The organism is Halorubrum sp. Ea1 (assembly GCF_002252965.1).
In the GTDB taxonomy this organism is placed as follows: Archaea; Halobacteriota; Halobacteria; order Halobacteriales; family Haloferacaceae; genus Halorubrum.
In genome coordinates this window covers 59557-83145 of record NZ_NHPG01000117.1, presented here as the reverse complement: position 1 = coordinate 83145, position 23589 = coordinate 59557, and the positions used below count along the sequence as shown (strand labels likewise).

Genomic DNA, 23589 nt, shown 5'->3' with positions numbered 1-23589 from the left:
GTTAGTACGCCTCAGCGCCCGGGCGTTTCAAACGAGAATACGTCTGAGGAAGACGATTTTAACAGAGCCAGCGCAACGAGTCGCTCGGCGACAACGCCAACGCGCGTTCGCGACGCTACTCGTCTCGGCGGTCGTACCGCCTCACCAACACGCGGAGCCACCAGAGCTTCAGGGCGACGCTGGCGACGGCGCCGAGCGTCGCGCCCCTCGGCGACCGGCGCCACGCGGCGGACAGTGCGTAGACGAAGCCGAGCGCTCCGGCGGCGTTACAGACGTTCGGATAGCCGAGCCCGACCGTCCGGTTCCCCGCCTCGCCGATCCACCACCGCTCGGCGAGCACCGCTCGGGTCATCCAGGCGTCGTCGGTCTCGGGCGGCGAGAACAGGAGCGGGTTGATCGCCGTCCACGCGAGCGCGGCACAGAGCAGTCGCCAGTCGCGGCGGTAGACGGCGTACACGATGACCGGACCCAGCGGGACGCGCGTCCAGCCGCTCTTGGGGTTCGAGTGCCGCCGCCAGAACCGGTCGCCGAGCGTCCCGGAGGCGTCGGTGGTCATACGCGGCGGTCGTGCCGGCGGCGACATAACTCTGACTGGCACCGAGCACCGCGCCGTAGGAATCCGACGAGCGCCGCGGCCGTCGTCTCGGTGATCTCGCGGACCCTGGTGACGCCGAGGGCCCGGGGACGCTACACCGCCGGTCCGAGCGACCCGAGTGCGTCGCCATCGTCGATCGCCGCCGCCAGCTCGACGGTGGCCTCGCCGAGGGTCGCGAGCCGGTCGCCAACCCCCCCGTCGACGAGCTCTCCGTCCGCGAAGTCGTCGCCGCTCGCGTACGTCGCGCCCCCGACCGTGTGGGCGCCGAAGAACGCGAACGCCGGGCGGAGCTCCTGGTCGACCGCGAGGAAGTGGTGGTCGGTCGCGCCCGTCGCGACGAGCCCGACCGCGGCGTTCTCGAAGGGCGCGACGTCGCCCTGCCACTCCCCGCGGGGCACCATGTCGAAGAGGTTCTTCAGCGCGCCCGAGTACGACCCGCGGTAGACGGGCGTGCCGACGACGTACGCGTCGGCCTCGACGATCAGTTCGAGCGCGTCGGCGGTGTCCCCCTCGTGGTTGCCGATCCCGCGCCCGTCGGCGGTCGCGAGGTCGTAGTCGGCGAGGTGAAGGACAGCGGTGTCGACGTCATGCGTGTCAGCCGCCGCGTCCAGCGCGACCTCGACCGCGGTCCGAGTCCGGGAGTCGGCGGAGACGCTGCCGACGATCCCGAGGAGCGTTCGCTCGGCCATCACTTCGCCACCTTCGCGCCGCCGACGTCCTCGATCTCGTCGACCGCCTCGATCTCGTCCGGATCGAGCGGGTCGGCCGCCTCGATCGCCGGGATGATCGTCTCGCCGAAGCGTTCGAGCTCCGGCTCGAAGTCGAGGAAGCCCGCGAGGACGATGTCGACGCCGATCGCGTCGAGCTTCCGGACGCGCTCGATTATCTGCTCGTCGGTGCCGATGAGCCCGGTCTTGAACCCGTCGTTGTACTGGACGAGGTCCTCGAACTCGGAGTCCGACCACATCCCGTCGCCCTCGGCCGACGACTGCCCGGCCTGTTTCACCTGCTGTTTGAACGCGTCGACCGCCTCGTCGGTGGCGTTCTCGATGATCCCCTCGAGGACCGCCTTGGCCTCGGACTCGGTGTCCCGCTGGATGACGAACGCGTTCGCGGCGAACCGCGGCGGCTCCGTGCCGAACTCCGCGGCGTACTCCTCGACGTCCTCGATGACGGCGCGGATCTCTTGGAGGCTTCCCCCGTTGATGAACAGCACGTCGGCGTGCTTCGCGGCCATCTCCCGGGCCGCCTGCGAGTTCCCGCCCTGGAACACCTGCGGGTACGGGTCTTGGACCGGCTTTGGTTCCATCGGCGCGCCCTCGAAGCCGTCGATGTCCTTTCCGATCGTGTAGAATCGGCCGTCGTAGGTCGCCCGGTCTTCGGTCCACAGCGCCTGCAACACCTCGATGAACTCGGTCGAACGGGCGTACCGCTCGTCGTGCGCGAGCCACGGCTGACCGAACCCGGTGAACTCCCCTTTGAACCAGCCGGAGACGACGTTGATCGAGAAGCGGCCGTTACTGATGCGGTCGGCGGTGGCGATGAAGTTCGCCAGCGGGCCGGGCTCCCACAACCCCGGATGCACCGCGCCGATGACGTGTAGCTCGTCGGTCTGCGCCGCGAGCGCGTTGGCGATCGACAGCGCCTCCAGCTGCTTTTCGGCGCCGTAGCTGCCGAAGAAGCGCGCCTGTGCGAGCGCGTAGTCGAAGCCGACGTCCTCCGCCGTGCGGGCGAGGTCGAGATTGTAGTCGTACGTCCAGTCCGTCTCCGTCTCCCAGTCCGACACGACCAGCCCGCCGCTGACGTTCGGGACCCAGTACGCGAATTCAGTGTCCATACCCGCTCATCTGCTCGTATCGGTTTAACGCGGGTCACAACGGCGAACGCTGTCGGCGTTCCGCGATAGCGGTCGCGTTTGTGCAGGGACGCGGTCGGCGGCAAGCGTTGACGGGAGCTCGGTCGCAACCGCGGTCGACCTCCGCACCTGATGCGGAGACCGTCTGTCCCGGCGGTGTCGACGGCACAGCTATACCCTCGCGAGAAGTGTCATTCAGTATGAAGGCATGGAGATGGGTCGCGGTCGCCCTCGTCGGGGTCGTCGTTGTCGGCGTCGCCGCGTACGCGGTGTTCGCCGGGGTCCTGATCGGGTCCGACGTGGCGTCGTACTCCTCCGACGGCGTGACCGTCTCGGGCGTCGCGTACGAGGACGCGCTCTCGCGGGCCGGAGCCGCCGGTTACGCGGTCGAGCGCGTCGAGTCCAGCGGTTTCCACCCCGAGGGCATCGACGAGCTCGACGCCGAGCTCGGCCCGGAGTACGAGGCGTTCAGAGTCACGTTCGACCACTCGGAGACGAAGCGGTTGTGGGCGACGTTCTACGCCGACGAGGGGACGACCGTCGTGACGCTCTTCGCGGACGACGCGCGCGGGGGCTTCACGGTCGACGACCTCCCGCCCGACGAGTGGCTCGTCGACCGCCTCACGCTCCTGTTCGAGATGGACGAGCCCACCGCGGAGGCGTACGTCGAGGAGATCAAAACCGAGATCAGGACGACCGATCCCGCCGAACCGGGCGCCGGCACCCCGAGCGTCGAGGTCGGCGAGCCGGTGGCGTTCGAAGCCACGTACGACGCGCTGACGGCGAGCGCGGCGACCGTCAACGCGACCTCGTCGCCCGGCGACGGCTGGCACGAGCGCGAGTACTACGCTGGCGACGGGCGGCTCGGGAGCGTCGATTTCGTGCTCTCCCGGGCGACCGTGACGCACGAAGCGGACGGGTACACCTACCGCGTTCACCTCGACTACCACGGCGGCGTCGAGGTCGACGCGCAGACGCGCGCGTCCCGGTCGTTCGAGGAGGCGGCCGTTCGCGCCGTCTTCCGTACCTTGTTCGAGGAGATGGGAATCCCGCCGGACACGATCGACCACATGTCTCTCGAGTACCGCGGCAGCGTGTGGTGAGCGCGGGCTCCCGGCGTCGGTCGCGGGGTTCCGTCGCCTCTCGAACAGTCGCCCTCAAGTGGTGACCTCGGCCGGAGCAAAGCGGTCGTTCGTTCCGTTGTCGCTCCGTTCGGCCTGGTTCCCGTCCCCGACACACCTCATAGCGATGCTTCTCCTCGCGAACTGCCCGGAGAAGCATGCGCGGGACCGGATTCGAACCGGAGCAAGACGGTCGCTCACTTCGCTCGCGCTGCGTCTTGCAGGGTTCGAATCCTCGTCGTGATGCTTCTCCTCGCGAACTGCTCGGAGAAGCATGCGCGGGACCGGATTCGAACCGGCGGACCCCTACGGGATAGCGTCCTAAGCGCTACGCCTTTGGCCTGGCTCGGCAACCCGCGCTTACTCTTGCGGTCAGAGCCACTTAATCGCCAACCACAAGGGCTCTACCGCGTCATGTGCGCATATTTTGCGCTCGCTTATAGCCATTTCGTATCCCGTGCTTTTGCTTGTATCGCGGGTGTCTCACCCTGTTTACTTAAAAGTAATCCACGGCGTAGCGTTATGCGATACAACCATTCGCGTCCGCGCTGAGGACGCAATCCCGTAGGGGTCCGCCGCTCCGCATCCGGTCCCGCACTTGTCCCGCGGGCTATCTCACTCGCCCCCTTTTCCGTGATATCGTTTCAGTACATCTGCGTCAGACTCACCCTCTGACTCAGAGGAGGACGTGTCGAATCGGGTATAATCGATTAAAGCATCGACTCGCAACTGTAGGTCTCTCTCTAAGTCACTATAATCGAGCTCCCGTGTCTCTTCATCATACTCGTCGCTGGCGTCGTGCCGACAGAGGTTGACAAGTTCGATACTGCCAGTTGCGTCTTTCTCCGACCCGGTTACGTAGGTGATTTCGATTAGAATTCGAGTCGGAGATATCCCTTCTCCGAGTTTGATTTTTTCTTTTGCTGGTCCCATCGATGCCGTCTCTAAATACTCCTCCTCTTCTTTGAATCCGCTTGGGTCGTCTTCGTCCGTCATATGCGCTTGTCGACGTGGGATCACCTTACATAAAATATTGCAAAATGCTTCGTCACGCCTCCTCACACACGACCGTGCCGCATCTCTAAAAGTCAGTTTCCACGTTTATGGGGTGCTGGTACTCGGCGGGGCTGCTATTGAGACACGAGTGTTCTCTTCTTGGGGTGCTGGTGACTTGCTTCTCAGCCATTCGATTTTGACCTGATTCCGGTCAGCAGGGGGGAGGCGACTACTGAATTGGCTGTTGTTCTGTCTGAAACACGCCAAAACTATCTCCTGAATATACAGGAGATCTTCAGTAGCCCTGGCTCAACCGAAGAATACATTGTATAACATACTACTATATAAGCACATGAATGTGAAACGTACATCAGACACCCCCACCTATGAGACGCGCTATGATTCGTTCTGCGACGCTTCGGGGGAGTGGCAGTTCGAGATCCGAGAGTACCAGAACGATCTCAACTCAATTGTTCCATCAGATATTCCTCCTAATCCCAATCCTCAAGAGGCCTACCGGGCCGCAGTCTTCCTCGAAGGATTTATTGAAGAACAAAAAGCCACAGGGAACTGGTCGGATACCGCACTTGATGAGTTCGAGTCCTTCGGATCTACTCTCGAAGTCGAAGCCGTCGCAAAGGCCCTTAGAGAAATTTCGGAGGAGATTGAAACTTAACCAAAACACACATGAACTACACGCTGCAACCCGATGAGCTCGTTTCAGATGGGATCAAGCGCATTATCGACACAAAAGTACAACGGGGTATTGATCATATAGACAGTGATACAGATACCCACGAGACGGTCCATGAGGTTCGTAAGCGTTGTAAAGAGATACGAGCGGCTGTTCGTCTTGTCCGTCCGGTCTTACCGACATACAAACGGGAGAATGTCCACTACCGGGATGCCGCGAGACGCATTTCCGCCATCCGCGATGCCCACGCTGCCATCGAAACATTCGATAACCACCTCGAACCTGCGATTGAAGCGCGTGATGCCTTAGATGACGCGACGCTCAGTGATATTCGGACAACACTAGTTACCCGTCGTGATACGATAGCTGCCGAGCAAAATGTGGAACGACGGTTGAGTGAGGTTCGTGCGGACTTGGTCGACGGACGAAAGCGAGTGTCTGACCTCCCCATCGCAACAGAGGGGTTCGACTCGGTAGCTGGTGGATTACGCAAGTCGTACAAACGGGCTCGTAACCGAATGCAAGAGGCGTACGACGATCCGGAGTTCGAGCATTTTCACGAATGGCGCAAGCGAATCAAATACCATCGCTACCACTGTAGATTGCTCCGGCGAGTATGGGTTGGACCGATGAAAAGCCGGCGAACAGAGCTCAAAGAACTATCTGATATCATCGGCTATGAAAACGATCTCGCTGAATTCGCCATAGTAATGAATGAGGAAGAACTGTTTACACCGGAAATCAGAGAGATATTGAACGAGATCAGTACCGCAAAGCGGTCTGAATACCATCGGCAAGGTCGGCCCTTAGGCGAGCGGCTTTTTGCAGAACATCCCGATCAGTTAGTCACCCGTATTGGTGCCTATTGGGAGGCGACTCACGAGTACGACCCAGACCCTTGATAATCAAATAGTGACGGGCATGCATGTGTGTGTAGCATAGTCTTTGAATCGGTGGTCAACAAATAATTCGAACAATGTCATCTACTATAATTTATATACGAAGATCCGCGACCGTTTGAAATTCTGTTGGGTCTTGGAAGAATTTTGTAGTGGTATCGATGACTGCCGATCGATCGACATACTCAAACCCATCGTTATAAATGGCTAACACAGGCTCATCTCGGTAGACTCCAACCGGTTGAGGCCGGACGCTTTCGATCGCCACGTACTCGTCTCCTGGGAGTGTAGGTGCTCCGGTATACGCAACTGGGAGGTCGTTTTTATGCACACCCACAAGCATATGTCCGGGAAGTAGTACCATCGCAGTTCGGTATCCAAACGACGGCTGTGAAAGAATCCCTGCCAATAGATATGTCAAATCCTCACAATCGCCACCTCCATCGACCAGCGTCTCTTCGGCAGGTCGGATATACTCTGGGACCCCTTTTGTATCAATATCTGTCATGTATTCGAGCGAGTGTACAAATCCGAGTGCTCGTTCAAAACGTGCTGATTCAGAAAGCGGCTGGTCAGGGTTTCCCTCCACGAGGGTAGTGGTAGCAAACCGTTCCGTCAGCCGTTCGACGTGTCGGCTCGTTTTTGCGTCCTCGTACGCACTAAAATATCCATGAGACTGCTCGGCTGCCTCGGCGTATACGGACTGCTTGATAGAAAACTCTGAACGCCACCGCCAGTTAGACTGATCGCTCCAATTATATGTCAATATGTATCTGTTATCATTGGTTATTCGAGATATGTTACTCTCCGTGGTGATTGATGTTGGACGCGTATCCGTACTTAGGTACGACCAGACACCTGGGCACCACACCTCAAATAGACCGATAATTATGGAGACGGCTGCGCCGAGCGTGGCTTGATCAAATACTCCTTTGAGAAACTTCCGCCGCCTCATAACCACAAAAAGAAGTCTCCATTTTCACCTCTCAGTAACGCAAGCGACTCATTCGGTGCGTCCCCCCGGGATCGGTTTAATTCACCGTTGAAAGTTGTATTCCTCGGTACCGCGTGAATTTCTATCGGAGACATTCGAGCTTTTTCACACACCCGACATTGACAGTCATCCACGTCGACATTTTGGTGTCATCCGTCGCGTCTGCGGGGAACACGGTAACTCGGTCTGAACCCGAAGCTCGCCTATCGAACTGGTGAGTTAAATTACTGTAACCGGCCTCAAATGCTGTTCTTTCATCGGTATCTTCGTTGATCGGTCTCCGATCGATATCGGGAGTCACGTGTTGCTCAAGTGGTGTTAACACCGAAGAGCGGTTGAATTCTTATAATAGGTGTAAGAATTAGTAGACAGTCAACCGGAGAAATATATACTCCTCATAGTAACAACAAAGCGGGGTAGTAGGTTCGTACAATCCGTAATATGTCTTCGAAGAAGCGTTTTGAACTGCCGTCCGAATATGATACGCTCCACATCGGTGTCGCAGTCTATGACCCGGAGACAGGAACCATTCTAGATACGAACGAGCGGCTAGAACAGATACTCGGATACAACGTGGAAAAGTTACGTCACCTTTCCGTGGCAGAATACACCGCAAACACGTACCCGCACTCGGAATCTGAATTTCACGACCGACTTCGTGAAAGTGCTAACGGACAGTCACAGCAGTTTACCTGGCGAGTCAAACGAGAGGATGGCGAACTCATCTGGGTTCAACTGTTTATGACACAACAACGCTCTGGGAGGGAAAACTGCGTCCACGTTAAAATACGAGATATCACAGACTACTACGAGACGCATCACCGAGCAGAGTTATTCTGGCGTATTCTTCGACACAATCTTCGAAACGAGGCCGCGATCATTTTGGGGTACACGAATCAGCTCACGGAACATGCCGAAATAAAAGATGTAAAAGATATTATTGAAACGATTCGGTTACGAGGTGAGAACCTTGGTAACATGGCTGAGTCGGTTAAAGAGATTGAGCAGGCAGTGACAGATTCATATACAGAATGTACTCGTCGTCCTGCAATAGTCGGTGTTCGAGATATCACAACCCAAATTAGTACAGACTATCCTGCCGCGGAGATCTCGACTAACGAACGTGAGAGGATGTGGATTGATATTAATGACGCGTTCGGTTACGCACTCACACATGCGGTTGAGAACGCGATCATCCATAGCAACGACGATACACCAGTCGTGGAGATAAACGTTGGGCCATCACCGAACACCGGTCGCGTCGAGATCTGTATCAAGGATACAAACTCGACGATTTCAGATGAAGAGCTTGAGGTACTCTTCGCACCAACTGAGACCACGAACACGTCTCACGGATCCGGAATTGGACTGTTCGTCATGAAGTGGTGTATTGAATCTCTCGGCGGCGAGGTCTCGTTCAGGACGCGAGCGTCAGGAGGAAACGCGGTCTCTCTGTACCTCCCGCCCAAAGCGACACCGGATACCACGGAAGAGTATGACACCTCACCAAGAACTACATAGGGGTATAGTCTACTATTACAAACTGATTAATTCGGGTGGGTAATAGTAAAGCTTGAAGTTTGATTCCCGGGCTAACTGCTTCGGCTCTAGACCTGACCACATGAACACAAAGCCTCAGTTCGCTACCGACGTTGAAGCACAACACGACCGGTTCGAGACCGACAACTACGGAGAGATTTACATTGTCGGGGATGTTCACGGAAGCCGAGAAATTCTCGACCGACTCCTTACAGAGCTTGAATTGGATGACGACGATCTTGTCGTCTTCGTCGGTGACCTTGTGAGAAAAGGGCCGGACAGCCCTGGTGTTATTGATCTCGTCCGAGAGGACCCGCGTCTCGTCAGCGTCCGCGGAAACAACGAGCAGAAAATCGTGCGCGGTGATAAGGATCCGGATTGGCTCCGCGACGGCGACCGCGAGTATTTCGAATCACTTCCGGTCGCCATTTCGTTCGAGGACGTGCTCGTCGTACACGGCGGGATCGATCCCCAACGGTCACTTGCAGACCATACCGTCGAAGAGCTGTTGACAATGCGTTCCCCTCACGGTGACGGGTATAACGGTCCGTTCTGGTACGATGAGTACGACGGACCCCACCGCGTCTTTTTCGGCCACACCGTCCATGACCATCCGGTAGAGCGTGAACACGCCGTCGCTCTCGATACCGGCTGCGTTTACGGCGGTACACTCACCGCGTACGACTACCGGAACGACGAATTCCTCACCATGGATGCGAAGACACACCAGGAACGCGCCAGTTCGAAGGTCGTTGATCCGGCCTAACCGCTCTCGCCTACTCGCACCGAGGATTGTCGCTTGACAAGAACACCTACGAGTTAATCAGCCGCCGTTCCTGACGCAAGGTTACTCGTATTCGGCCTGAAGCCGCTTCCGCGCTCCGTCACGTGTCTTGAAATATCGGCGTTCACCGTCGCTCGTTCGAACCGCCCAGTCGTACGTCTCGCTGTCGGGGCGATACCAGCGGTCGGCGTGTGCGTCGAACACAGATATCTCTCCCCCGTCCGGATCAGCCTGTTTCTCCTCAGCATCAGGATCGTCTCCGTTTGATCCCTCGAACCCGGAATCTGCCCCGCCGCCTTCGACATCTTCGACCAGCAGCTCTGAATCAATGAGCTCCGTATCGACGACCATTCCCAAGCCGTATCCGCGGTCAACGGCCGCTTCCGTGGCCGCCATCAGTATCTCTTGGATGTCTCGGACCGGTTCATCATCCGAAGAGACCTGTTCGTAGCGTCCGTCGCTTTGCATCACCCATCGACGGCGGTTATCTGTTACCGACGCCTCCAAAATGAATCGGAGCTGTCTACGCAGCTCTATGTCTTCGACGGGAGTGACGGCCTCAACTCGATAGTCGAGATTGCGGGTCATCCAATCAGCGGACCCGATGTACCACTCGGGGCTGCCGCCGTTCTCGAAGTAAAATATCCGAGCGTGTTCGAGGAATCGACCAACAATCGAATGGACGGTGACGTTCTCACTCAGTCCATCGATACCGGGACGAAGTCGACAAATATCTCGGACGATGAGGTCGATTTCGACACCAGCCATCGACGCACGATAGAGTTCCTCGACCATCGACGGGTCTTCAAGGCCATTTACTTTGACTACAATTCGCGCCTGTCGACCGGCACGAGCATGATCGGCCTCCCGTCTGACCATCTCAGTGAACCGCTCACGCATCGTCACGGGCGCGATCAGGAGCTTCCGGAAGCGATCATCGAGTGTCGGTCCGGTAAAGAAGTTGAATACTTTCGTGAGGTCAAACCCGATGTCTCGGTCCGCTGTCAATAGCCCCAAATCAGAATACCCTTTCGCAGTCCCTGAATGGTAATTCCCGGTGCCGATGTGTGAGTAGAGTTGCACGCCATTATCCTCTTGACGGACGACAAGCGCCGTCTTCGTGTGAGTCTTCAATCCCACAGTCCCGTAGGCAACGTGAATGCCCTCTTCTTCGAGTTGCCGGACCCATTCGAGATTATTCTTCTCGTCGAATCGAGCCTTGAGTTCGACCATCACTGCCACCTGCTTGCCGTTTTCGGCGGCATTGATGAGGCTTTGAATGACCTTCGAATCGCTCGCCGTTCGATAAATCGCCGCTTTCACGGCGAGTACATTGGGATCGGTTGCCGCCGCGTTGAGGAACCGCTGAACCGTCCCCTCGAATGAGTGATACGGGTGGTGGGCGAGGATGTCTCCCTTTTTGATTTCATCGAAGATACTCGTCGTCTCGTCACCGGTATCACCCGTTATTGAGCCCAATCGAGGATGCGGCTTGGGTGACCACGACGGGGGCTTAAGATCAGGACGATCGAGATCAATAAGCTCGAAGAAGTCCTCGTAATCGATTGGCCCCTTCCGATGAAACACTTCTCGGTCGTCTACCCCAAGCTGATCTTTGAGAATCGCCAGCGACCCCTCGGGCATATCGGCGTCAACCTCTAGACGAACAATTGTTGCGAAGCGTCGCTGTTCGATAACCTCCTCAACCATATCGATGAGGTCTTCAGCAACTTCCTCATTGCGACGCACCTCGGCGTTTCGAGTCACTTTAAATTTCGATACGTCACGAATATCGATATCCGGGAGTAATAAATCGAGATTACATTCAATAAGATCTTCGATGAGAACATACCTGTCAGCCTCGCCAGAAACAGTGATCAAACGAGGTTGGTTCGGAGGGATTTTAATTCGGGTGAAGGTCGGCTCGTCACTCCCATTCGACGAGAGTACAGCGAGCGAAAGCGAAAGATTCGAGATGAACGGGAACGGGTGAGCCGGATCGAACGCGAGTGGCGTCAGCGTCGGCAAAATAGACTCTTCGAAGTACGTCCGTAGCTGTTCTCGTGACTCTGTGGGAAGTTCATTGGGCGTACAGATCTCGATCCCTTCGTCAGCAAGCGTCGGTTTGAGAACAGATTGCCAGTATTCTGACTGCTGTCGAAAGAGCGGGCGTGCAGTATCGAGTACTTCAACCCACTGCTCTTTTGGTGTCCGCCCATCCGGTGTTGTCTCAGTCACACCGGCATCGATCTGCTGTTTGAGTCCACCAACGCGCTTCATGAAGAACTCGTCAGTGTTCTTCGTAAAGAACGCGAGAAATCGGAGTCGTTCAAGCGGCAAATTCCGATCGTCCATTCCCTCTCGGAGAACCCGCTCTTGAAACGCCAGCTCGGAGAGTTCCCTGTTGAGGTAATACTCGGGATCGGTGAGGTCTTTGTCGGTCATTGAATCATAGGCAAGGGGGAGTCGATATTTCAGACTGACTTCTGAATATACACAATTGGAAGCGCCCTACCATCTCTGAGTCAGTGGGGAGGACCTCTATGTACAGATAATCAATACTCATGTTTCAGATTTGCTTCGTTGCGATAGGTTGCTCTCCCATATTTGCTCAGTGAGACGAGACTTCAACTGACGATTCGGACGCTGTGGGAGACGTATCTCCGTCGGATAGGACACCATCAGGGAGCCACGTGTCGTCACGTTTTTGCCACGCCTCGATTGGAAGTTGATGACGGTTCTCTGAAGAAACGACTACTTCGACGGCGTCAGAAACGATCCCGTACTTTCGAATCGCCATTTTGGGTTCATTGAGGTTGTGGCCGCGTAGATGAGTCTTCACACGAGAGTACAGGTCCTGTTTTGAATACTCGTTTCGTTGGCCTTCGAGTGCGTGAATAGCGTTACACATTGGACACCTGAGAAGTACGGCTGATTGCATTATACTAAGACGGTGCGCAAGCTACAAGAATCCCAATTAATAGTAATATATTCTAATATATAGCGATTGGAAGGCGAAAATTGTAACGTATTTTATCATCCACATCATGATACGGTCGCTGTGTGGGATACGCAGTGCAAACTGTGCCACAAATAGTATATATTAATATATGTGTCTCATAGTAATTATCTTATCCGTACGAGAGTAGATCGGTCTATGATAGCAAATAACAATATCCGGCTCGACTTCGTCTGTGTCCACAACGCGGGACGAAGCCAGATGGCAGCCGCCTTCGCAGAGCGTGAGCGCTCTAAACGAGGGTTAGAAGAACTCGTAGAGATACATTCGGGCGGGACAGAACCCGCTGACGCCGTTCACGAAGAGGTCGTTGAGGCGATGGCCGAGGTGGGAATCGATATCGCTGGTCGGACCCCGAAGTGGGTCGCGGAACTTGAACAACTCGAAAACAGCGATTATCTGGTTACTATGGGGTGTTCTATCATGCAATTCGATCCTGCACAGTACGGCGTGGAGTCCCACGAGTGGGATCTCGTTAATCCCGACGGACAGGACATGGACACTGTCCGCGATGTCCGAGATGAAATCGAAGCCAGAGTAGAAACGCTGTTTGACGAGATCGAACGTCTCGTCGAAGAGGAACAGACGAATACAGACTCTTCAAGCGGTCTCATCACATCGATTCGAGATTCCCTGTCATTCTAATTGATGTCGCTGCCTGATGAGTGACCGGTTATCTGCTCATCTCGAACCAACGGTATTGGAAATTCACGCGGGCTCAGGTTCAACGATTTGTAGTTGATACCCTAGTACCGCCCCCTCCGCTACCGCTTCATACTGTTCCCGCCGACTAGTGAACTTACCAATCGTTGGCGGAGACCACGATACTTCGCTATTATCTGCGGTCATAGTGCTTACACAAGCAAAACCACAAGACAGCGAACGCTTTTGGTGCGCAAGAACGGTGTTGCGGGGGTGCTGTGCCGTCCTAAGCGCTACGCCTTTGGCCTGGCTCGGCAACCCGCACGCGGGCTACCGTACCCGAGTCGGTCAAAAATAGTTGTCGCTACGGGGGCGTCGACCGCGCCGGCGCCCTCAGATGTCGGCCTCGAACGGCAGGCGGTCGAGGACCGCTTCCTCGCCGACGCGGTCGAGGACCCACTCCGCGAACAGGACCGCGGCGATCCCCAGTCCGATCCCGAAGAGCGTGTCCGAGAGGTAGTGGGTCCCGAGGTAGATCCGCGAGAACGAGATGAGAGCGGCGAAGCCCGCGGTGGCCGCGAACGGGAGCTCGTCGGAGTTCCACGCGATCCCCGCGTACGCCGTGACGGCGGCGGAGTGCCCGGAGGGGAACGAGCTCGTGGTCCCGGCGCCGCCCTCGGTCACGCAGACCGGATTCGGCGGGAACGGGCGCTCGACGAGCGACATCAGCGCCCAGACGACGACGCCGAGCAGTGAGAGCGCGACGACGCTCTTAACGAACTCCTCGCGCCAGCCCGCGAGGTAGAACAGGCCGACGATCACGACGCCGGCCGTGACGGAGCCGAGGCCGGTCATCGACGTCATCATCTCGGTCAGGAACGGCGTGCGGACGGCGGCGACGAACTCGGCCGCGAGGCGGTCGACCCACCGGACCGCGCTCAGAACCGCACCGATCTGCGCGTGCATGCTTGCCCGGCCCTATCGGCCGGACGACCATAGGCGCTCGTCCTTCTGCGGGGGCTCGCAGTCACGCGCAGAACTCGCAGTCGCAGTAGGCCGCGCAGACGGGGTTGTCGCAGTCGGCGCCGCGCGCCGAACAGTGGGTCCGGCCGTGGCGGATCAACAGCACGTGGAGCGGGTAGATCAGCTCGTCGGGCACGAGCTCGTCGAGGGCGTCGTGGGCCGCCTGGTTCGAGGCCGACTCCGAGACGAGCCCGAAGCGCTTCGAGACGCGCTCGACGTGTGTGTCGACCGCCATCGTCGGCTTGCCGAAGTGGAAGTTCAGGACGACGCTCGCGGTCTTCGGACCGACCCCCTTGATCGCCGTGAGCCAGTCCTTCGCGTCGTCGGTCGGCATCGCGTCGAGGAACGCCAGCGAGTAGGCGCCGCCGGTCTCCTCGCGGACCGCGGCGAGCGCGCGCTGTATCCGGGCGGCCTTCTGGTCGGCGAGCCCCGCGACGCGGATCGTCTCGGCCAGTTCGCCGTGGGCGGCCGCCTCGATCGCCGCGAAGTCGTCGTAGCGGTCGAACAGCGCCGCCGCCGCCCGGCTCGTGTTCGCGTCGGCGACGTTCTGCGAGAGGATCGTCGTGACCAGCTGGCGCACGCCCTCGCCGGGCTCGGCGGTCGGGTCGGCGCCGTGCTCGGCCACCCTGTCCACCGGCTCGTACAGCGACACCAGGTCGTCGTGCAGATCGCGCACCCGCGTCTCGTCCCACGCTTGCGTGGACATACCAGACGTACGGGCGGCGTCGACTTCAGGGCGACGGACGGGGACCGACGAACGCCTCCACCGACGCCGCCCGAGCGCCCCGTCAGCCGGCCTCTCCCCGCGCGGCCTTTTTATGTCGCACCCCCCAACGTAAGGATATGTATCGAGCGAGCGATCGCGTCGACAACGCGGCGTGGATCGACCGGATCGACGACGCGTGCGCGACGCTCGACCTCGACGACGAGGCGCTCTCGACGGCGACGGACCTCTTCTTATCGCGGGCGCCCGACGACGACCGCGGGAAGCGCGTCGCCGCCGCCGCCAGCCTCTACGCCGCCGCGCTGATCCGCGGGCAGGAGCGGTCGCAGTCCGCCGTCGCCGACGCGATGGACGTCTCTCGGCTCTCCGTGCAGAAGCGGTGGAAGCCGATCCTAAAGGACGCCGGCTTCTCGCCGCCGACCTGGTAGCCGCGTCCGCGTCGCCGCGACCCCGTCACCGCGGCGTCGCCACGACGCCGAGGTGGTCCTCGTGGTACCGGTCGAGCCGCCGCGTCTCCAGGATCTCGTAGGTCTCCCCGAGTTCGTCGAGCGCGGCCTCGAACACGTCGGTCGGCGCCGCGGTGGCGTCCTCGCTCCGCGCCTTCACCGCGAGCAGGAGCCGACCGTCGTCCGCGAGGAACCGCGCGTTCCGCGCCGCCACGGCCGCTTGCCCGCGGGTCGCCACGTCTTGGACGATCGCGTCGACGTCGGCCTCGACGACGTGCGCGTACGTCTCCGGCTTCCGGGCGTCCTTCAACAGCGGGAACAGCCGGTCGCGCGGCTCCGCGGCGTCGAGGAGGTCGCGGGCGGGGCGCGGGGCGAACTCGACCGCGTACGTCGGCCCCGCGAAGTCGGCGACGTGGCTGACGGTCGTCCCGCTGGCGGCGCCGAGGTACAGGACGGTTTCCCCCCCGGTCAGCCCGGTGTCGAATCCGAGCTCGAACATCCCGCCGAGCTTCGAGCGCTCCGGGTCCCACGCCCGCCAGCCGTCGGCGGTCGGCTCGCCGTACACGGGCGGGCCGCGCGTCGCGAGCCGCGTCTCGCCGGCGATCTCGCGGCGTTCGACGCCGTCGGGGAGCGAGGGGTCGCTCACGCGTCACCCCCCGCGTCGGTGGCGGCGTCGTCCGCCGCCGCGTCCGGCTCCGCCCGCGCCCGTATCGTCGCCATCCGCTCGCGGAGCTCCGCGTGGAGCGTCTCCCGGCGCTCCCCGGCGTAGTGGTCGACGCGGGCCGCGAGCGTCAGCTTCCCGGCGAGCGCGCGCGCGGCCGACCCGCGGTCCTCGGGCCGGGTGTTGCGGACGTAGTCGTGCGTGTAGATGATCCCGTGTTTCGGGGAGGGGGCGCGCCCGGAGAGGTGCGCGAACAGCGCGTCCTCCGCGCCGAGCACCTGCACCGTGCCGGAGGGCTTCTTCGCGAGCGACTCCAGCCCGCCGGCGAGGGCGATCAGCCGCGCCGCGAGCTCCGGGCCGGCCATCTCGGCGAGGTTCGGCGCGACAGCGGGCGCGATCCGGTCGATCGACGCGGCGAGCGCGTCGCGCTCGTCGGCGAGTCCGACGACGCGCTCCGCGAGCGACACGGCCCGGCGCTCCAGCTCGCTCTCGGGCTCGCGGTCCGCCACCGCCCGAGCGCCTTCGATACCCGGCTCCGCGTCGTCAAACAGGCTCCCCGCCCACTCGGCGGCGCGCTCGGCCAGCTCGTTGGCGGTGCGCTCGCAGTCGTCCATCGCCCGCACGGCGTGGATCAGCTGCCGGTCGTCGGCGCGCTCGCGCTCGCGGACGGTCGCGCGGGTCGCCGCCACGGTCGCCCCGTGGAGCCGGTCGTAGTAGTCGTCGGTCGACTCCGCGAACCCGGAGCCGACGGCGAGCGCCGGCCAGTCGCGCGGCTCCTCTGCCTCGCCGTCCGAGATCCGATCGCGGGCGGCCTCGGCCGCGTCGCCCCCGGCCGCCTCGTCCGCGGCGCGGCCCGCGAACCAGCCCGCGTCGGCGTCGGTGTCGGTCATTACCGGCGGCTACTCGTCCCCGGCGTATAGGCGTTCCCGAACGGCCACGGGCGCTCGGCGGCCCGACCCGTCGCCTCGCTATGCGGTCGCCGCGTCGTCGGCCTCGTCGAGCGCTTCGTCCTCGTCGTCCGACCGCAGTGCGGCGAGGAAGCCGCCCGGATCGGACCGGACATCGGCGACGGTCGCGCCGGCGAACGCGCCGAGCGCGGCGCCGCTGCTCGCGGCCTGTCGACTGATCAGTCCGCCGACCGCGGCGCCGGCGGCCCCGCCGACCGCGGCGAGCGTTGCCCGGGAGAGTGCGCGTCGGATGCGAGATCCCATGGCCGATTCATTTCCGTCTAATTACATAAATCCACCCGTCGTCGACCCCGGTCGCCGACGGTCCGCGTTCCTCGGTCACTGCAGCCGCTTGGTCGTCTCCACGAGGGGGTGTCGCGCGTAGTCGACGATCTCGATGTCGGTGATGTCGTCTAACCCCTCCTTCTCGGCGGTCTTGGCCATCCCGAGGTCGACCGCGCGCTCGGGGACGATCACGTACGCGTCCATCGTCTCGATGCCCGCCTCGTGGGCGGCCATCACCCGGTGGTGGCCGTCGGCGAGGTGGAGCGTGCCGCCGTTGTCGATGACGACCAGCGGCTCCGCGAGCCCGCGCTGCAGCTCGTACTGACGCCCCTCCAGCTCGTCGGCGTACACCCGAGCCTGCGTCGGGATGAGGTCGGTGAGCCGGACCTCGCGGCGCTCCTCCGAGAGCGCGACGCCGTGGATCTGTTCGAGGGTCCGCATCAGCTTCCCGACCTTGCTGGGCGTGGCGCGCTCGATCTGCGAGCGGACCACGTCCGTGTTCGAGATGATCCCAACGAGGTTGTCGGCGTCGTCGACGACGGGGAGCCGCTGGATCCCGGAGCGGAGGATGACCCGGGCGGCGTCGGTCACCTTCATGTCCGGGTGCGCGACGATGAGGTCGTCGGACATCACGGTGAAGACGGGGGCCTCGTCGTCGGCGAGCAGCAGGTCGGCGGCCGAGACGAACCCCTCGACGGTCCGCCCCTGCGTGACGGGGAACCCGTTGTGACCGTCGCTCTCGGCCATCCGCCGCGCGACCTCGCCGACCGTCTCGTCGGGGCTGACGGTCTCGACGTCGCGGGTCATGTACTCGCCGACGGTCGGTTTCCCGCTCATCGTCCGTCGTTCGTCCCGGTGGAATAAAAAGGGGGCGGGGCGCTTCCCACCGCGGGACCCGCTACGACCGCTCGTGAACGGCGAACTCGACGGCGTTGACGACGTAGTGGGCGACGACCGGGACGAGCAGGCTCCCCGTGGCGACGAACAGCCCCGCGAGCGCCAGCCCGAGCGCGCCCGCGACGACGATTCCCAACCGCCCCTGCGCCCCGTGGCCGAGGCCGAAGGCGACCGACGAGCCGACCGCGAGGAGCCACGGGTCGACCGCGAAGCCCGCCGCGAGCGCGCCGACCAGCGCGCCGCGGAACAGCGCCTCCTCGAAGACCGCGACGACCGGGAGCGCGACGATGAGCAGCAGGACCCACTCGCCGGCCGTCCCGGGAGCCATCGCTGCGCGGAGCCGGTCCGACGGCGCGAGGCCGACGCGCGAACCCAGTCGGGCGGCCGCCTCGTTGCCGGTGGTGAGAGCGATTCCCGCGGTGACGCCGACCGCGACGAGCGCGGGGGTCCCCAGCGACGCGACTGGCCCGACGCCGAGCGTCGGGTGCGTCCCGCCGACGCCGAACGCCGCCGCCGGCACCGCGGCCCACCACGCGACCGCGGCGAGGACGACGAGTCCGCCCGCCTGCGACGCGGTGGCGTTGAGGAGCAGCAGTCGCGTCGTGAGGACCGGGCGGTCGTCTGGCCGGCGGATCGCGGGGCCGGCCCCGGTGTCGGCGGCTCCCTCGACGCCGGGAGCGTCGGGGTCGCTCTCGGTGTCGGCGGCGTTCCCGTCGGCTTCCCCTCGGGGGTCGCGACCGGCGTCACCGACGTCGCTCGGAGCGTCGCTGACCTCGTCCCGGGAGTCGGCGATCCGGGCCCGCTCCAGCAGTCGCTCCGAGCGACGAGTCAGAAAGAGAAGCGACAGCGTCAGGGCGGCGGCCGCGAGCGCGAACGCCGCCCAGTCCGGCATCTGGTGCGGTGTCGAGGCGGTCTTACTGCGGGCTCGGGCTGGAGGGACCGGAGACGCTCCCCTCCTTCAGGGCCGAGCCGGTGATCGACTTGAGCCGGGAGACCAGCGAGTCCTTCTCGGCCTCGCCCTCCAGCGCGATGTCGAGCACCTCGCTGATGTGCGAGACCGGGATGATCTCGACCATCTCCTTGTACTCGTCTTCGATCATCACGTCCTGCTCGTTCGCCTGCGGGATGATGACCCGGGTGCAGCCGGCCTTCGCGGCCGCCTCGATCTTGTGGGTCACGCCGCCGACGGGGAGCACGTCGCCGCGCACCGACAGCGAGCCGGTCATCGCGAGGCTCTGGTCGACGCCGACGTTCTCTAACGCGGAGATGACGGCGGTCGCGACCGTGATGGACGCGGAGTCGCCGTCGACGCCCTGCTGGCCCGCCTGCACGAACTGGATGTGGATGTCCATCTCCGAGATGTTCTCGTCGGAGAACTTCTTGATGATCGCGGAGACGTTCGACACCGACTCCTGGGCCATCTCCTTCAGCTGGCCCGTGGCGATGACCTCGCCGGGCCCCTGCGAGGGCGCGACCTCGGCCATCACCGGGAGCATGATCCCGGAGTCCTCGCCCATCACGGCGAGCCCGTTGACGCGGCCGACGACGTAGCCGTCGGAGACCTGGAGCTCGTAGTCCTTCCGGCGCTCGATGAAGTCGTCCGCGAGCTGCTGTTCGATGGAGCGCGAGCGCCCCTTCGCCTGCAGCACGTGCTCGCGGGACGTCATCTCGGCGTCCTCGCCGCGGGCGATGTCGCCGGCGACGCGGACCATCCCGCCGAGGTTCCGCATCTTCAGCGTGAGGTGGCCCTTCCGGCCGGACCGGCGCTTTGCCTCGAGGATGATCTCCTCGACGGCCTCGGCCGTGAACTCCGGCAGGCGGCCGTCCTTCGCGACCTCCTGGGCGATGAACCGGACGTACTTCCGGCGCATCTCCGGGGTGTCCTCGATGGTGTCCTCCATGTACACCTCGTAGCCGTACCCCTTGATACGGCTCCGGAGGGCCGGGTGCATGTTCTCCATCGCGTCGAGGTTCCCGGCCGCGATCATGACGAAGTCGGTCGGGACGGGCTCGGTCTGGACCATCGCGCCCGAGGAGCGCTCGGACTGGCCCGTGATCGAGAACTCGCCCTCCTGGATCGCCGTCATGAGGTGCTGCTGGCTGCGGATGTCGAGCGTGTTGATCTCGTCGATGAACAGCACGCCCTTGTTCGCCTTGTGGATGGCCCCGGCCTCGACGCGGTCGTGACTGGGCGTCTCCATCCCGCCGGACTGGAACGGGTCGTGCCGGACGTCGCCGAGCAGCGCGCCGGCGTGCGCGCCGGTCGCGTCGCGGAACGGCGCCGTCTTCGTGTCGCCGTTGTTCACCAGCAGGTTCGGGATCATCGCGTCGGAGCCGCGGTTGAGGTAGCGGAAGACGAGGTAGACGACCCCGGCGGCGATGATGCCGACGAGGATCTGGCCGACGATGATGAGCGCGTAGCCCAGCACGACGGCGATGATGATCCACATCAGCAGCGACCGCATCTGGTTGCGTTTGCGCGCCTCCTCGCGGTGCGCGTCGACGATCTGGTCGCCCTTCCCCGCCGGCACGGTCCGGACCTTCGGCTTGTTACCGTCGTCCGGGTTGTGGTAGACGAGGACGTCCTGCAGCTCCTCTTTCGGGAGCAGCTCGGACATCGCTTTCGCGAGCATCGACTTCCCGGTCCCGGGCGAGCCGATCATCATCACGTGCCGGCGCTGCTTGGCCGCCTTGATGATCACGTCGCGGGCGTGCTCCTGCCCGATCACCTGGTCGACGAGGCGGTCGGGGATCTCGAGTTCGGCGGTGGTGTCGATCTTGAGTCCCCCGAGGAGGTCGTCCTCGTCCGGGTCTTCTTCGATCTCGGCACCCTCGACCTCGACTGAGCTCCCGAGCTCGTCGATGTCGCCGTCCTCGCTCTGTTCGGTGACACCCTCGGGGGTGACGCCGGTCTCGTCCCCGTGACCCGGCTCGGCGTCGTCCGGGCGCGGGTCGTCGTCGACGACGATCCCGTCGTCCCAGACCTCGTCCGGCTCCTCGCGGTCCGCCGACTCCTCGGCCTCGTCGGCCTCGCCGGGCGCGCGAGCGCCGTCGTCGGGAGCGACGTCGTCGGGGGCGTCCTCGCCGTTCCCCGCCGGATCCGAGGCCTCTGACCCGGTTTCGTCCGGGTTCTCGGGGTCCTCGGTCGGCGGGTCGTTCGCGTCCTTTTCGTTGCTCATAGAATCGGATATCGCTATGAAAAACGAAGGGTCGGCTACTGATATACTTTCTCCCCGCGGGCGATCCGTTGAGACACAGAGAAAACGGTCCATGAGCGGCTATAGGCACCGATATCTCCGTTTGGGGCGTCCCACGGGGTTTATAAATACTGGCCGCCCAACGTGGATCCATGCGCGGGTTCTACATCGGGCGGTATCAGCCGTTTCACGACGGACACCGGCACATGGTCGAGGAGATCGCCGGCGAGGTCGACGAGCTCGTGTTGGGGATCGGTTCCGCCGGCGACTCCCACACCACTCGGAACCCGTTCACGGCCGGCGAGCGCGTGATGATGGTGACGAAGGCCGTCGAGCACCTCGACGTCACCACCTACGTCGTGCCCATCGAGGACCTCGACCGCAACTCCGTGTGGGTGAGCCACGTCCAGAGCATGACCCCGCGATTCGACGTGGCCTACTCGAACAACCCGCTCGTCGTCCGGCTGTTCGAGGAGGCCGGCGTCGAAGTGCGCGGCTCCCCCATGTTCCGCCGGGACGTGCTGGAGGGGACGGAGCTGCGCGAGCGGATGATCCACGGCGCCGACTGGGAGGCGCTGGTCCCGGAGGCCGTCAGTCGCGTGATCGAGGAGATCGACGGCGTCGAGCGCATCCGCCGGATCGCCGAGACCGACACGAACGGCGAGCCCCCGATGGACGCGTAGTCGCCGATGGACGCGTAGTCGCCGGTGGACGCGTAGTCGCCGCCTTTTAGGAATCAGCCGGCGTTCGGATCGCGTATGATAACGCTCGCCTCGGACTTCGGCTCGCCGTACCCCGCCGCGATGAAGGGCGTGATCCGACGCCGCACGGACGCCGAGATGATCGACGTCGCCCACGACCTCCCGCGCGGCGACCCGCGGGCGGCCGCGTTCTGGCTCCGGTTCGTCCTCCCGGAGTTCCCGCCGGCCGTCCACTGCGCCGTCGTCGACCCCGGCGTCGGCACCGACCGGGACGCGCTCGTCGTCCGCGCCGGGGCCCACGTGCTCGTGGCGCCCGACAACGGGCTCGCGATGCCGCCCGCGAGGGCGCTCGCCGAGCGGTCGGCGGCGGAGAGCGCCGGCGCGGAAGCGGGAGGCGACGCCCCCGACGTGGAGGCGTTCGCCGTCGACGTCGACGACCCCGCGAGCCAGACGTTCCACGGCCGCGACGTGTTCGCGCCGGTCGCGGCGCGGGTCCGCGCTCGGCTCGACGAAGGGTCCGCGGCCGCGGGTCCGGAGGGAGTCGCCGCCGCCCTCGACTCGATGGCCGACCTCTCGCCCGCGAGCGACCCGGTCGACATCGCGTTCCCCGAGCCGACCGTCGAGCGCGACGAGGACGGCGACCCCGTTGCCGTCGACGGCGAGGTGCTCGTCATCGACCGGTTCGGTAACGTCGTCACGAACGTCCCGGGCGAGCTCGTCCGCGGCAGCGACTGGATCCGAGTCAACGGCGAGCTCACGCCCGTCGCGGAGACGTTCGGCGCGGTCGATCCGGGCGACCGACTCGTCACGATCGGGAGCCACGGCTACGTGGAGTGCGACGTCAACGACGGCCGCGGCGACGGGGCGTTCGAGCTGCGGCCGGGCGACGAGGTTCGGCTCGTCGGCGACAACGTGAGTATCTGAGCGGTCGCGGGGGACAACGTGAGTATCTGGGCGGCCGCGGGAGAAACGAGCGGCGGGGACCGGCGCTACAGCTCCACGCCGGAGGGGATCAGGCTCTCGCTGCGGAGGAGGTTCCCCTCGTGGTCGTAGACGAGGAACGTGTCCTTGTCGTAGGAGACGAGCCGTTCGCCCTCGACGTCAATCACGACGCGGTAGCGAGCGTCCTCGTCGTCGGCCGAGTCGCGCGCGGCGTGGATGAACGGGAGGACGTCCGTCGCGGTCTCGTTGAGCTCCAGCACGAAGTCCCCGGTGTATCGGTTCGTCACGCCGACCACGCCCTCGGGGTCGGCAGTGTCGGAGAGCGGTTCTCGGAGACGGAACGCCACGTCCACCTCGGCGGCATCGAGAAGGTCGCCCTCCGTGTCAGAGAGCCGGTCGCGTAGGAGTCCCTCCGGCCCGTGGAAATCGATCCGGACGACGGGCGTCGCCCGCTCGTCGGCGCCGTCGCCAACGCCCTCGACGGTCAGTTCGAAGTAGTCACGCCGCATTGCCTATGTTGTTGTTTGCGGTCGGTACGTATCAACGTAACGGGCGGGTTCCAGCGCGGACGGCCGAGACTGAGGCTGACGCCGGGCTCTCGCCCCCGGCCTCGCGGTTGATAATCGCT

At 62.8% G+C, this 23589-nt stretch carries 24 protein-coding genes and 1 tRNA gene; 9 read left to right on the top strand and 16 right to left on the bottom strand.

Features of this window, described 5'->3' with window-relative positions:
* Positions 1-115 precede the first annotated feature (115 nt).
* The 3 genes from DJ73_RS14735 to sfnG all read right to left on the bottom strand — a co-directional run bounded on the left by DJ73_RS14735 (position 116) and on the right by sfnG (position 2432).
* On the bottom strand, positions 116-556 hold the full coding sequence (locus tag DJ73_RS14735) for a DUF6653 family protein (protein ID WP_094524927.1): 441 nt from the start codon (positions 554-556) through the stop codon (positions 116-118).
* A 131-nt stretch (positions 557-687) separates the two neighbouring features.
* Positions 688-1284: an NADPH-dependent FMN reductase gene (locus DJ73_RS14730; protein ID WP_094524926.1), complete on the bottom strand. Its 597-nt coding sequence runs from the start codon at positions 1282-1284 to the stop codon at positions 688-690.
* On the bottom strand, positions 1284-2432 hold the full coding sequence (gene sfnG, locus DJ73_RS14725) for a dimethylsulfone monooxygenase SfnG (RefSeq protein ID WP_094524925.1): 1149 nt from the start codon (positions 2430-2432) through the stop codon (positions 1284-1286). The genes DJ73_RS14730 and sfnG overlap by 1 nt, the downstream gene beginning before the upstream one ends.
* Positions 2433-2650: 218 nt before the next feature.
* Between sfnG and DJ73_RS14720 the strand changes: the two genes are divergently transcribed.
* Positions 2651-3553 (top strand): hypothetical protein, encoded by a 903-nt coding sequence (locus DJ73_RS14720; RefSeq protein ID WP_094558330.1) that lies wholly within the window; start codon positions 2651-2653, stop codon positions 3551-3553.
* 293 nt (positions 3554-3846) lie between these two features.
* Here DJ73_RS14720 and DJ73_RS14715 read toward each other — a convergent pair.
* Together DJ73_RS14715 and DJ73_RS14710 are read right to left on the bottom strand one after the other, a co-directional pair.
* A tRNA-Leu gene (locus tag DJ73_RS14715) sits at positions 3847-3931 on the bottom strand.
* Between the two features lie 255 nt (positions 3932-4186).
* On the bottom strand, positions 4187-4567 hold the full coding sequence (locus tag DJ73_RS14710) for a hypothetical protein (protein ID WP_094558329.1): 381 nt from the start codon (positions 4565-4567) through the stop codon (positions 4187-4189).
* Between the two features lie 358 nt (positions 4568-4925).
* Between DJ73_RS14710 and DJ73_RS19880 the strand changes: the two genes are divergently transcribed.
* A complete protein-coding gene (locus DJ73_RS19880; protein ID WP_141212968.1) occupies positions 4926-5243 on the top strand; it encodes a hypothetical protein in 318 nt (105 codons plus the stop codon).
* Positions 5244-5254: 11 nt separating this feature from the next.
* Positions 5255-6163 (top strand): CHAD domain-containing protein, encoded by a 909-nt coding sequence (locus tag DJ73_RS14705; protein ID WP_094558328.1) that lies wholly within the window; start codon positions 5255-5257, stop codon positions 6161-6163.
* 91 nt (positions 6164-6254) lie between these two features.
* Here DJ73_RS14705 and DJ73_RS21065 read toward each other — a convergent pair whose 3' ends face one another.
* Positions 6255-6749 (bottom strand): hypothetical protein, encoded by a 495-nt coding sequence (locus DJ73_RS21065; protein ID WP_254921675.1) that lies wholly within the window; start codon positions 6747-6749, stop codon positions 6255-6257.
* Between the two features lie 846 nt (positions 6750-7595).
* On the opposite strand from DJ73_RS21065, the gene DJ73_RS14690 reads away from it, so the two are divergent.
* Positions 7596-8675 (top strand): PAS domain-containing sensor histidine kinase, encoded by a 1080-nt coding sequence (locus DJ73_RS14690; RefSeq protein ID WP_094558326.1) that lies wholly within the window; start codon positions 7596-7598, stop codon positions 8673-8675.
* A 100-nt stretch (positions 8676-8775) separates the two neighbouring features.
* A complete protein-coding gene (locus tag DJ73_RS14685; protein ID WP_094524920.1) occupies positions 8776-9459 on the top strand; it encodes a metallophosphoesterase family protein in 684 nt (227 codons plus the stop codon).
* An 81-nt stretch (positions 9460-9540) separates the two neighbouring features.
* Here DJ73_RS14685 and ppk1 read toward each other — a convergent pair whose 3' ends face one another.
* Positions 9541-11922, bottom strand: coding sequence for a polyphosphate kinase 1 (gene ppk1 / locus DJ73_RS14680; RefSeq protein WP_094524919.1), 2382 nt, complete (start codon positions 11920-11922; stop codon positions 9541-9543).
* 712 nt (positions 11923-12634) lie between these two features.
* Between ppk1 and DJ73_RS14670 the strand changes: the two genes are divergently transcribed.
* Positions 12635-13141 (top strand): low molecular weight phosphatase family protein, encoded by a 507-nt coding sequence (locus tag DJ73_RS14670; protein ID WP_094523888.1) that lies wholly within the window; start codon positions 12635-12637, stop codon positions 13139-13141.
* Between the two features lie 390 nt (positions 13142-13531).
* Here the strand turns inward: DJ73_RS14670 and DJ73_RS14660 are convergent, their stop codons facing one another.
* Positions 13532-14104 carry a phosphatase PAP2 family protein gene (locus DJ73_RS14660; RefSeq protein ID WP_094523887.1) on the bottom strand — a complete coding sequence of 191 codons (573 nt, stop codon included), beginning with the start codon at positions 14102-14104 and terminating at the stop codon, positions 13532-13534.
* Between the two features lie 61 nt (positions 14105-14165).
* Positions 14166-14867 carry an endonuclease III gene (gene nth, locus DJ73_RS14655; protein ID WP_094523886.1) on the bottom strand — a complete coding sequence of 234 codons (702 nt, stop codon included), beginning with the start codon at positions 14865-14867 and terminating at the stop codon, positions 14166-14168.
* 137 nt (positions 14868-15004) lie between these two features.
* On the opposite strand from nth, the gene DJ73_RS14650 reads away from it, so the two are divergent.
* Entirely contained in the window at positions 15005-15313 is a 309-nt protein-coding gene (locus DJ73_RS14650) for a cyclin (RefSeq protein WP_094558324.1), read from the top strand.
* Positions 15314-15338: 25 nt separating this feature from the next.
* Here DJ73_RS14650 and DJ73_RS14645 read toward each other — a convergent pair whose 3' ends face one another.
* The 6 genes from DJ73_RS14645 to lonB form a co-directional block, all read right to left on the bottom strand.
* A complete protein-coding gene (locus DJ73_RS14645) occupies positions 15339-15977 on the bottom strand; it encodes a fibrillarin-like rRNA/tRNA 2'-O-methyltransferase (RefSeq protein WP_094558323.1) in 639 nt (212 codons plus the stop codon).
* Positions 15974-16882: an NOP5/NOP56 family protein gene (locus DJ73_RS14640; RefSeq protein WP_094558322.1), complete on the bottom strand. Its 909-nt coding sequence runs from the start codon at positions 16880-16882 to the stop codon at positions 15974-15976. The genes DJ73_RS14645 and DJ73_RS14640 overlap by 4 nt, the downstream gene beginning before the upstream one ends.
* Positions 16883-16960: 78 nt before the next feature.
* Positions 16961-17203, bottom strand: a complete 243-nt coding sequence (locus tag DJ73_RS14635; protein WP_094523882.1) for a hypothetical protein — start codon at positions 17201-17203, stop codon at positions 16961-16963.
* A gap of 75 nt (positions 17204-17278) precedes the next feature.
* Positions 17279-18061 carry a CBS domain-containing protein gene (locus DJ73_RS14630; protein WP_094523881.1) on the bottom strand — a complete coding sequence of 261 codons (783 nt, stop codon included), beginning with the start codon at positions 18059-18061 and terminating at the stop codon, positions 17279-17281.
* 61 nt (positions 18062-18122) lie between these two features.
* Positions 18123-19013 (bottom strand): CPBP family intramembrane glutamic endopeptidase, encoded by an 891-nt coding sequence (locus DJ73_RS14625; protein WP_094558321.1) that lies wholly within the window; start codon positions 19011-19013, stop codon positions 18123-18125.
* A 22-nt stretch (positions 19014-19035) separates the two neighbouring features.
* Positions 19036-21300, bottom strand: coding sequence for an ATP-dependent protease LonB (lonB, locus tag DJ73_RS14620; RefSeq protein WP_094523879.1), 2265 nt, complete (start codon positions 21298-21300; stop codon positions 19036-19038).
* A 170-nt stretch (positions 21301-21470) separates the two neighbouring features.
* On the opposite strand from lonB, the gene DJ73_RS14615 reads away from it, so the two are divergent.
* Positions 21471-22001, top strand: a complete 531-nt coding sequence (locus tag DJ73_RS14615) for a nicotinamide-nucleotide adenylyltransferase (RefSeq protein ID WP_094523878.1) — start codon at positions 21471-21473, stop codon at positions 21999-22001.
* 75 nt (positions 22002-22076) lie between these two features.
* On the top strand, positions 22077-22943 hold the full coding sequence (locus tag DJ73_RS14610) for an S-adenosyl-l-methionine hydroxide adenosyltransferase family protein (protein WP_094523877.1): 867 nt from the start codon (positions 22077-22079) through the stop codon (positions 22941-22943).
* 65 nt (positions 22944-23008) lie between these two features.
* On the opposite strand, the gene DJ73_RS14605 is transcribed toward DJ73_RS14610, so the two are convergent.
* Positions 23009-23470 carry a DUF5793 family protein gene (locus tag DJ73_RS14605; protein WP_094526938.1) on the bottom strand — a complete coding sequence of 154 codons (462 nt, stop codon included), beginning with the start codon at positions 23468-23470 and terminating at the stop codon, positions 23009-23011.
* Between the last annotated feature and the right edge of the window lie 119 nt (positions 23471-23589).

Coding starts and splice junctions, on each gene's coding strand:
- DJ73_RS14735 (WP_094524927.1), bottom strand. CDS start 556: ATGACCACCGACGCCTCCGGGACGCTCGGCGACCGGTTCTGGCGGCGG.
- DJ73_RS14730 (WP_094524926.1), bottom strand. CDS start 1,284: ATGGCCGAGCGAACGCTCCTCGGGATCGTCGGCAGCGTCTCCGCCGAC.
- sfnG (WP_094524925.1), bottom strand. CDS start 2,432: ATGGACACTGAATTCGCGTACTGGGTCCCGAACGTCAGCGGCGGGCTG.
- DJ73_RS14720 (WP_094558330.1), top strand. CDS start 2,651: ATGAAGGCATGGAGATGGGTCGCGGTCGCCCTCGTCGGGGTCGTCGTT.
- DJ73_RS14710 (WP_094558329.1), bottom strand. CDS start 4,567: ATGACGGACGAAGACGACCCAAGCGGATTCAAAGAAGAGGAGGAGTAT.
- DJ73_RS14705 (WP_094558328.1), top strand. CDS start 5,255: ATGAACTACACGCTGCAACCCGATGAGCTCGTTTCAGATGGGATCAAG.
- DJ73_RS14690 (WP_094558326.1), top strand. CDS start 7,596: ATGTCTTCGAAGAAGCGTTTTGAACTGCCGTCCGAATATGATACGCTC.
- DJ73_RS14685 (WP_094524920.1), top strand. CDS start 8,776: ATGAACACAAAGCCTCAGTTCGCTACCGACGTTGAAGCACAACACGAC.
- ppk1 (WP_094524919.1), bottom strand. CDS start 11,922: ATGACCGACAAAGACCTCACCGATCCCGAGTATTACCTCAACAGGGAA.
- DJ73_RS14670 (WP_094523888.1), top strand. CDS start 12,635: ATGATAGCAAATAACAATATCCGGCTCGACTTCGTCTGTGTCCACAAC.
- DJ73_RS14660 (WP_094523887.1), bottom strand. CDS start 14,104: ATGCACGCGCAGATCGGTGCGGTTCTGAGCGCGGTCCGGTGGGTCGAC.
- nth (WP_094523886.1), bottom strand. CDS start 14,867: ATGTCCACGCAAGCGTGGGACGAGACGCGGGTGCGCGATCTGCACGAC.
- DJ73_RS14650 (WP_094558324.1), top strand. CDS start 15,005: ATGTATCGAGCGAGCGATCGCGTCGACAACGCGGCGTGGATCGACCGG.
- DJ73_RS14640 (WP_094558322.1), bottom strand. CDS start 16,882: ATGACCGACACCGACGCCGACGCGGGCTGGTTCGCGGGCCGCGCCGCG.
- DJ73_RS14635 (WP_094523882.1), bottom strand. CDS start 17,203: ATGGGATCTCGCATCCGACGCGCACTCTCCCGGGCAACGCTCGCCGCG.
- DJ73_RS14630 (WP_094523881.1), bottom strand. CDS start 18,061: ATGAGCGGGAAACCGACCGTCGGCGAGTACATGACCCGCGACGTCGAG.
- DJ73_RS14625 (WP_094558321.1), bottom strand. CDS start 19,013: ATGCCGGACTGGGCGGCGTTCGCGCTCGCGGCCGCCGCCCTGACGCTG.
- lonB (WP_094523879.1), bottom strand. CDS start 21,300: ATGAGCAACGAAAAGGACGCGAACGACCCGCCGACCGAGGACCCCGAG.
- DJ73_RS14615 (WP_094523878.1), top strand. CDS start 21,471: ATGCGCGGGTTCTACATCGGGCGGTATCAGCCGTTTCACGACGGACAC.
- DJ73_RS14610 (WP_094523877.1), top strand. CDS start 22,077: ATGATAACGCTCGCCTCGGACTTCGGCTCGCCGTACCCCGCCGCGATG.
- DJ73_RS14605 (WP_094526938.1), bottom strand. CDS start 23,470: ATGCGGCGTGACTACTTCGAACTGACCGTCGAGGGCGTTGGCGACGGC.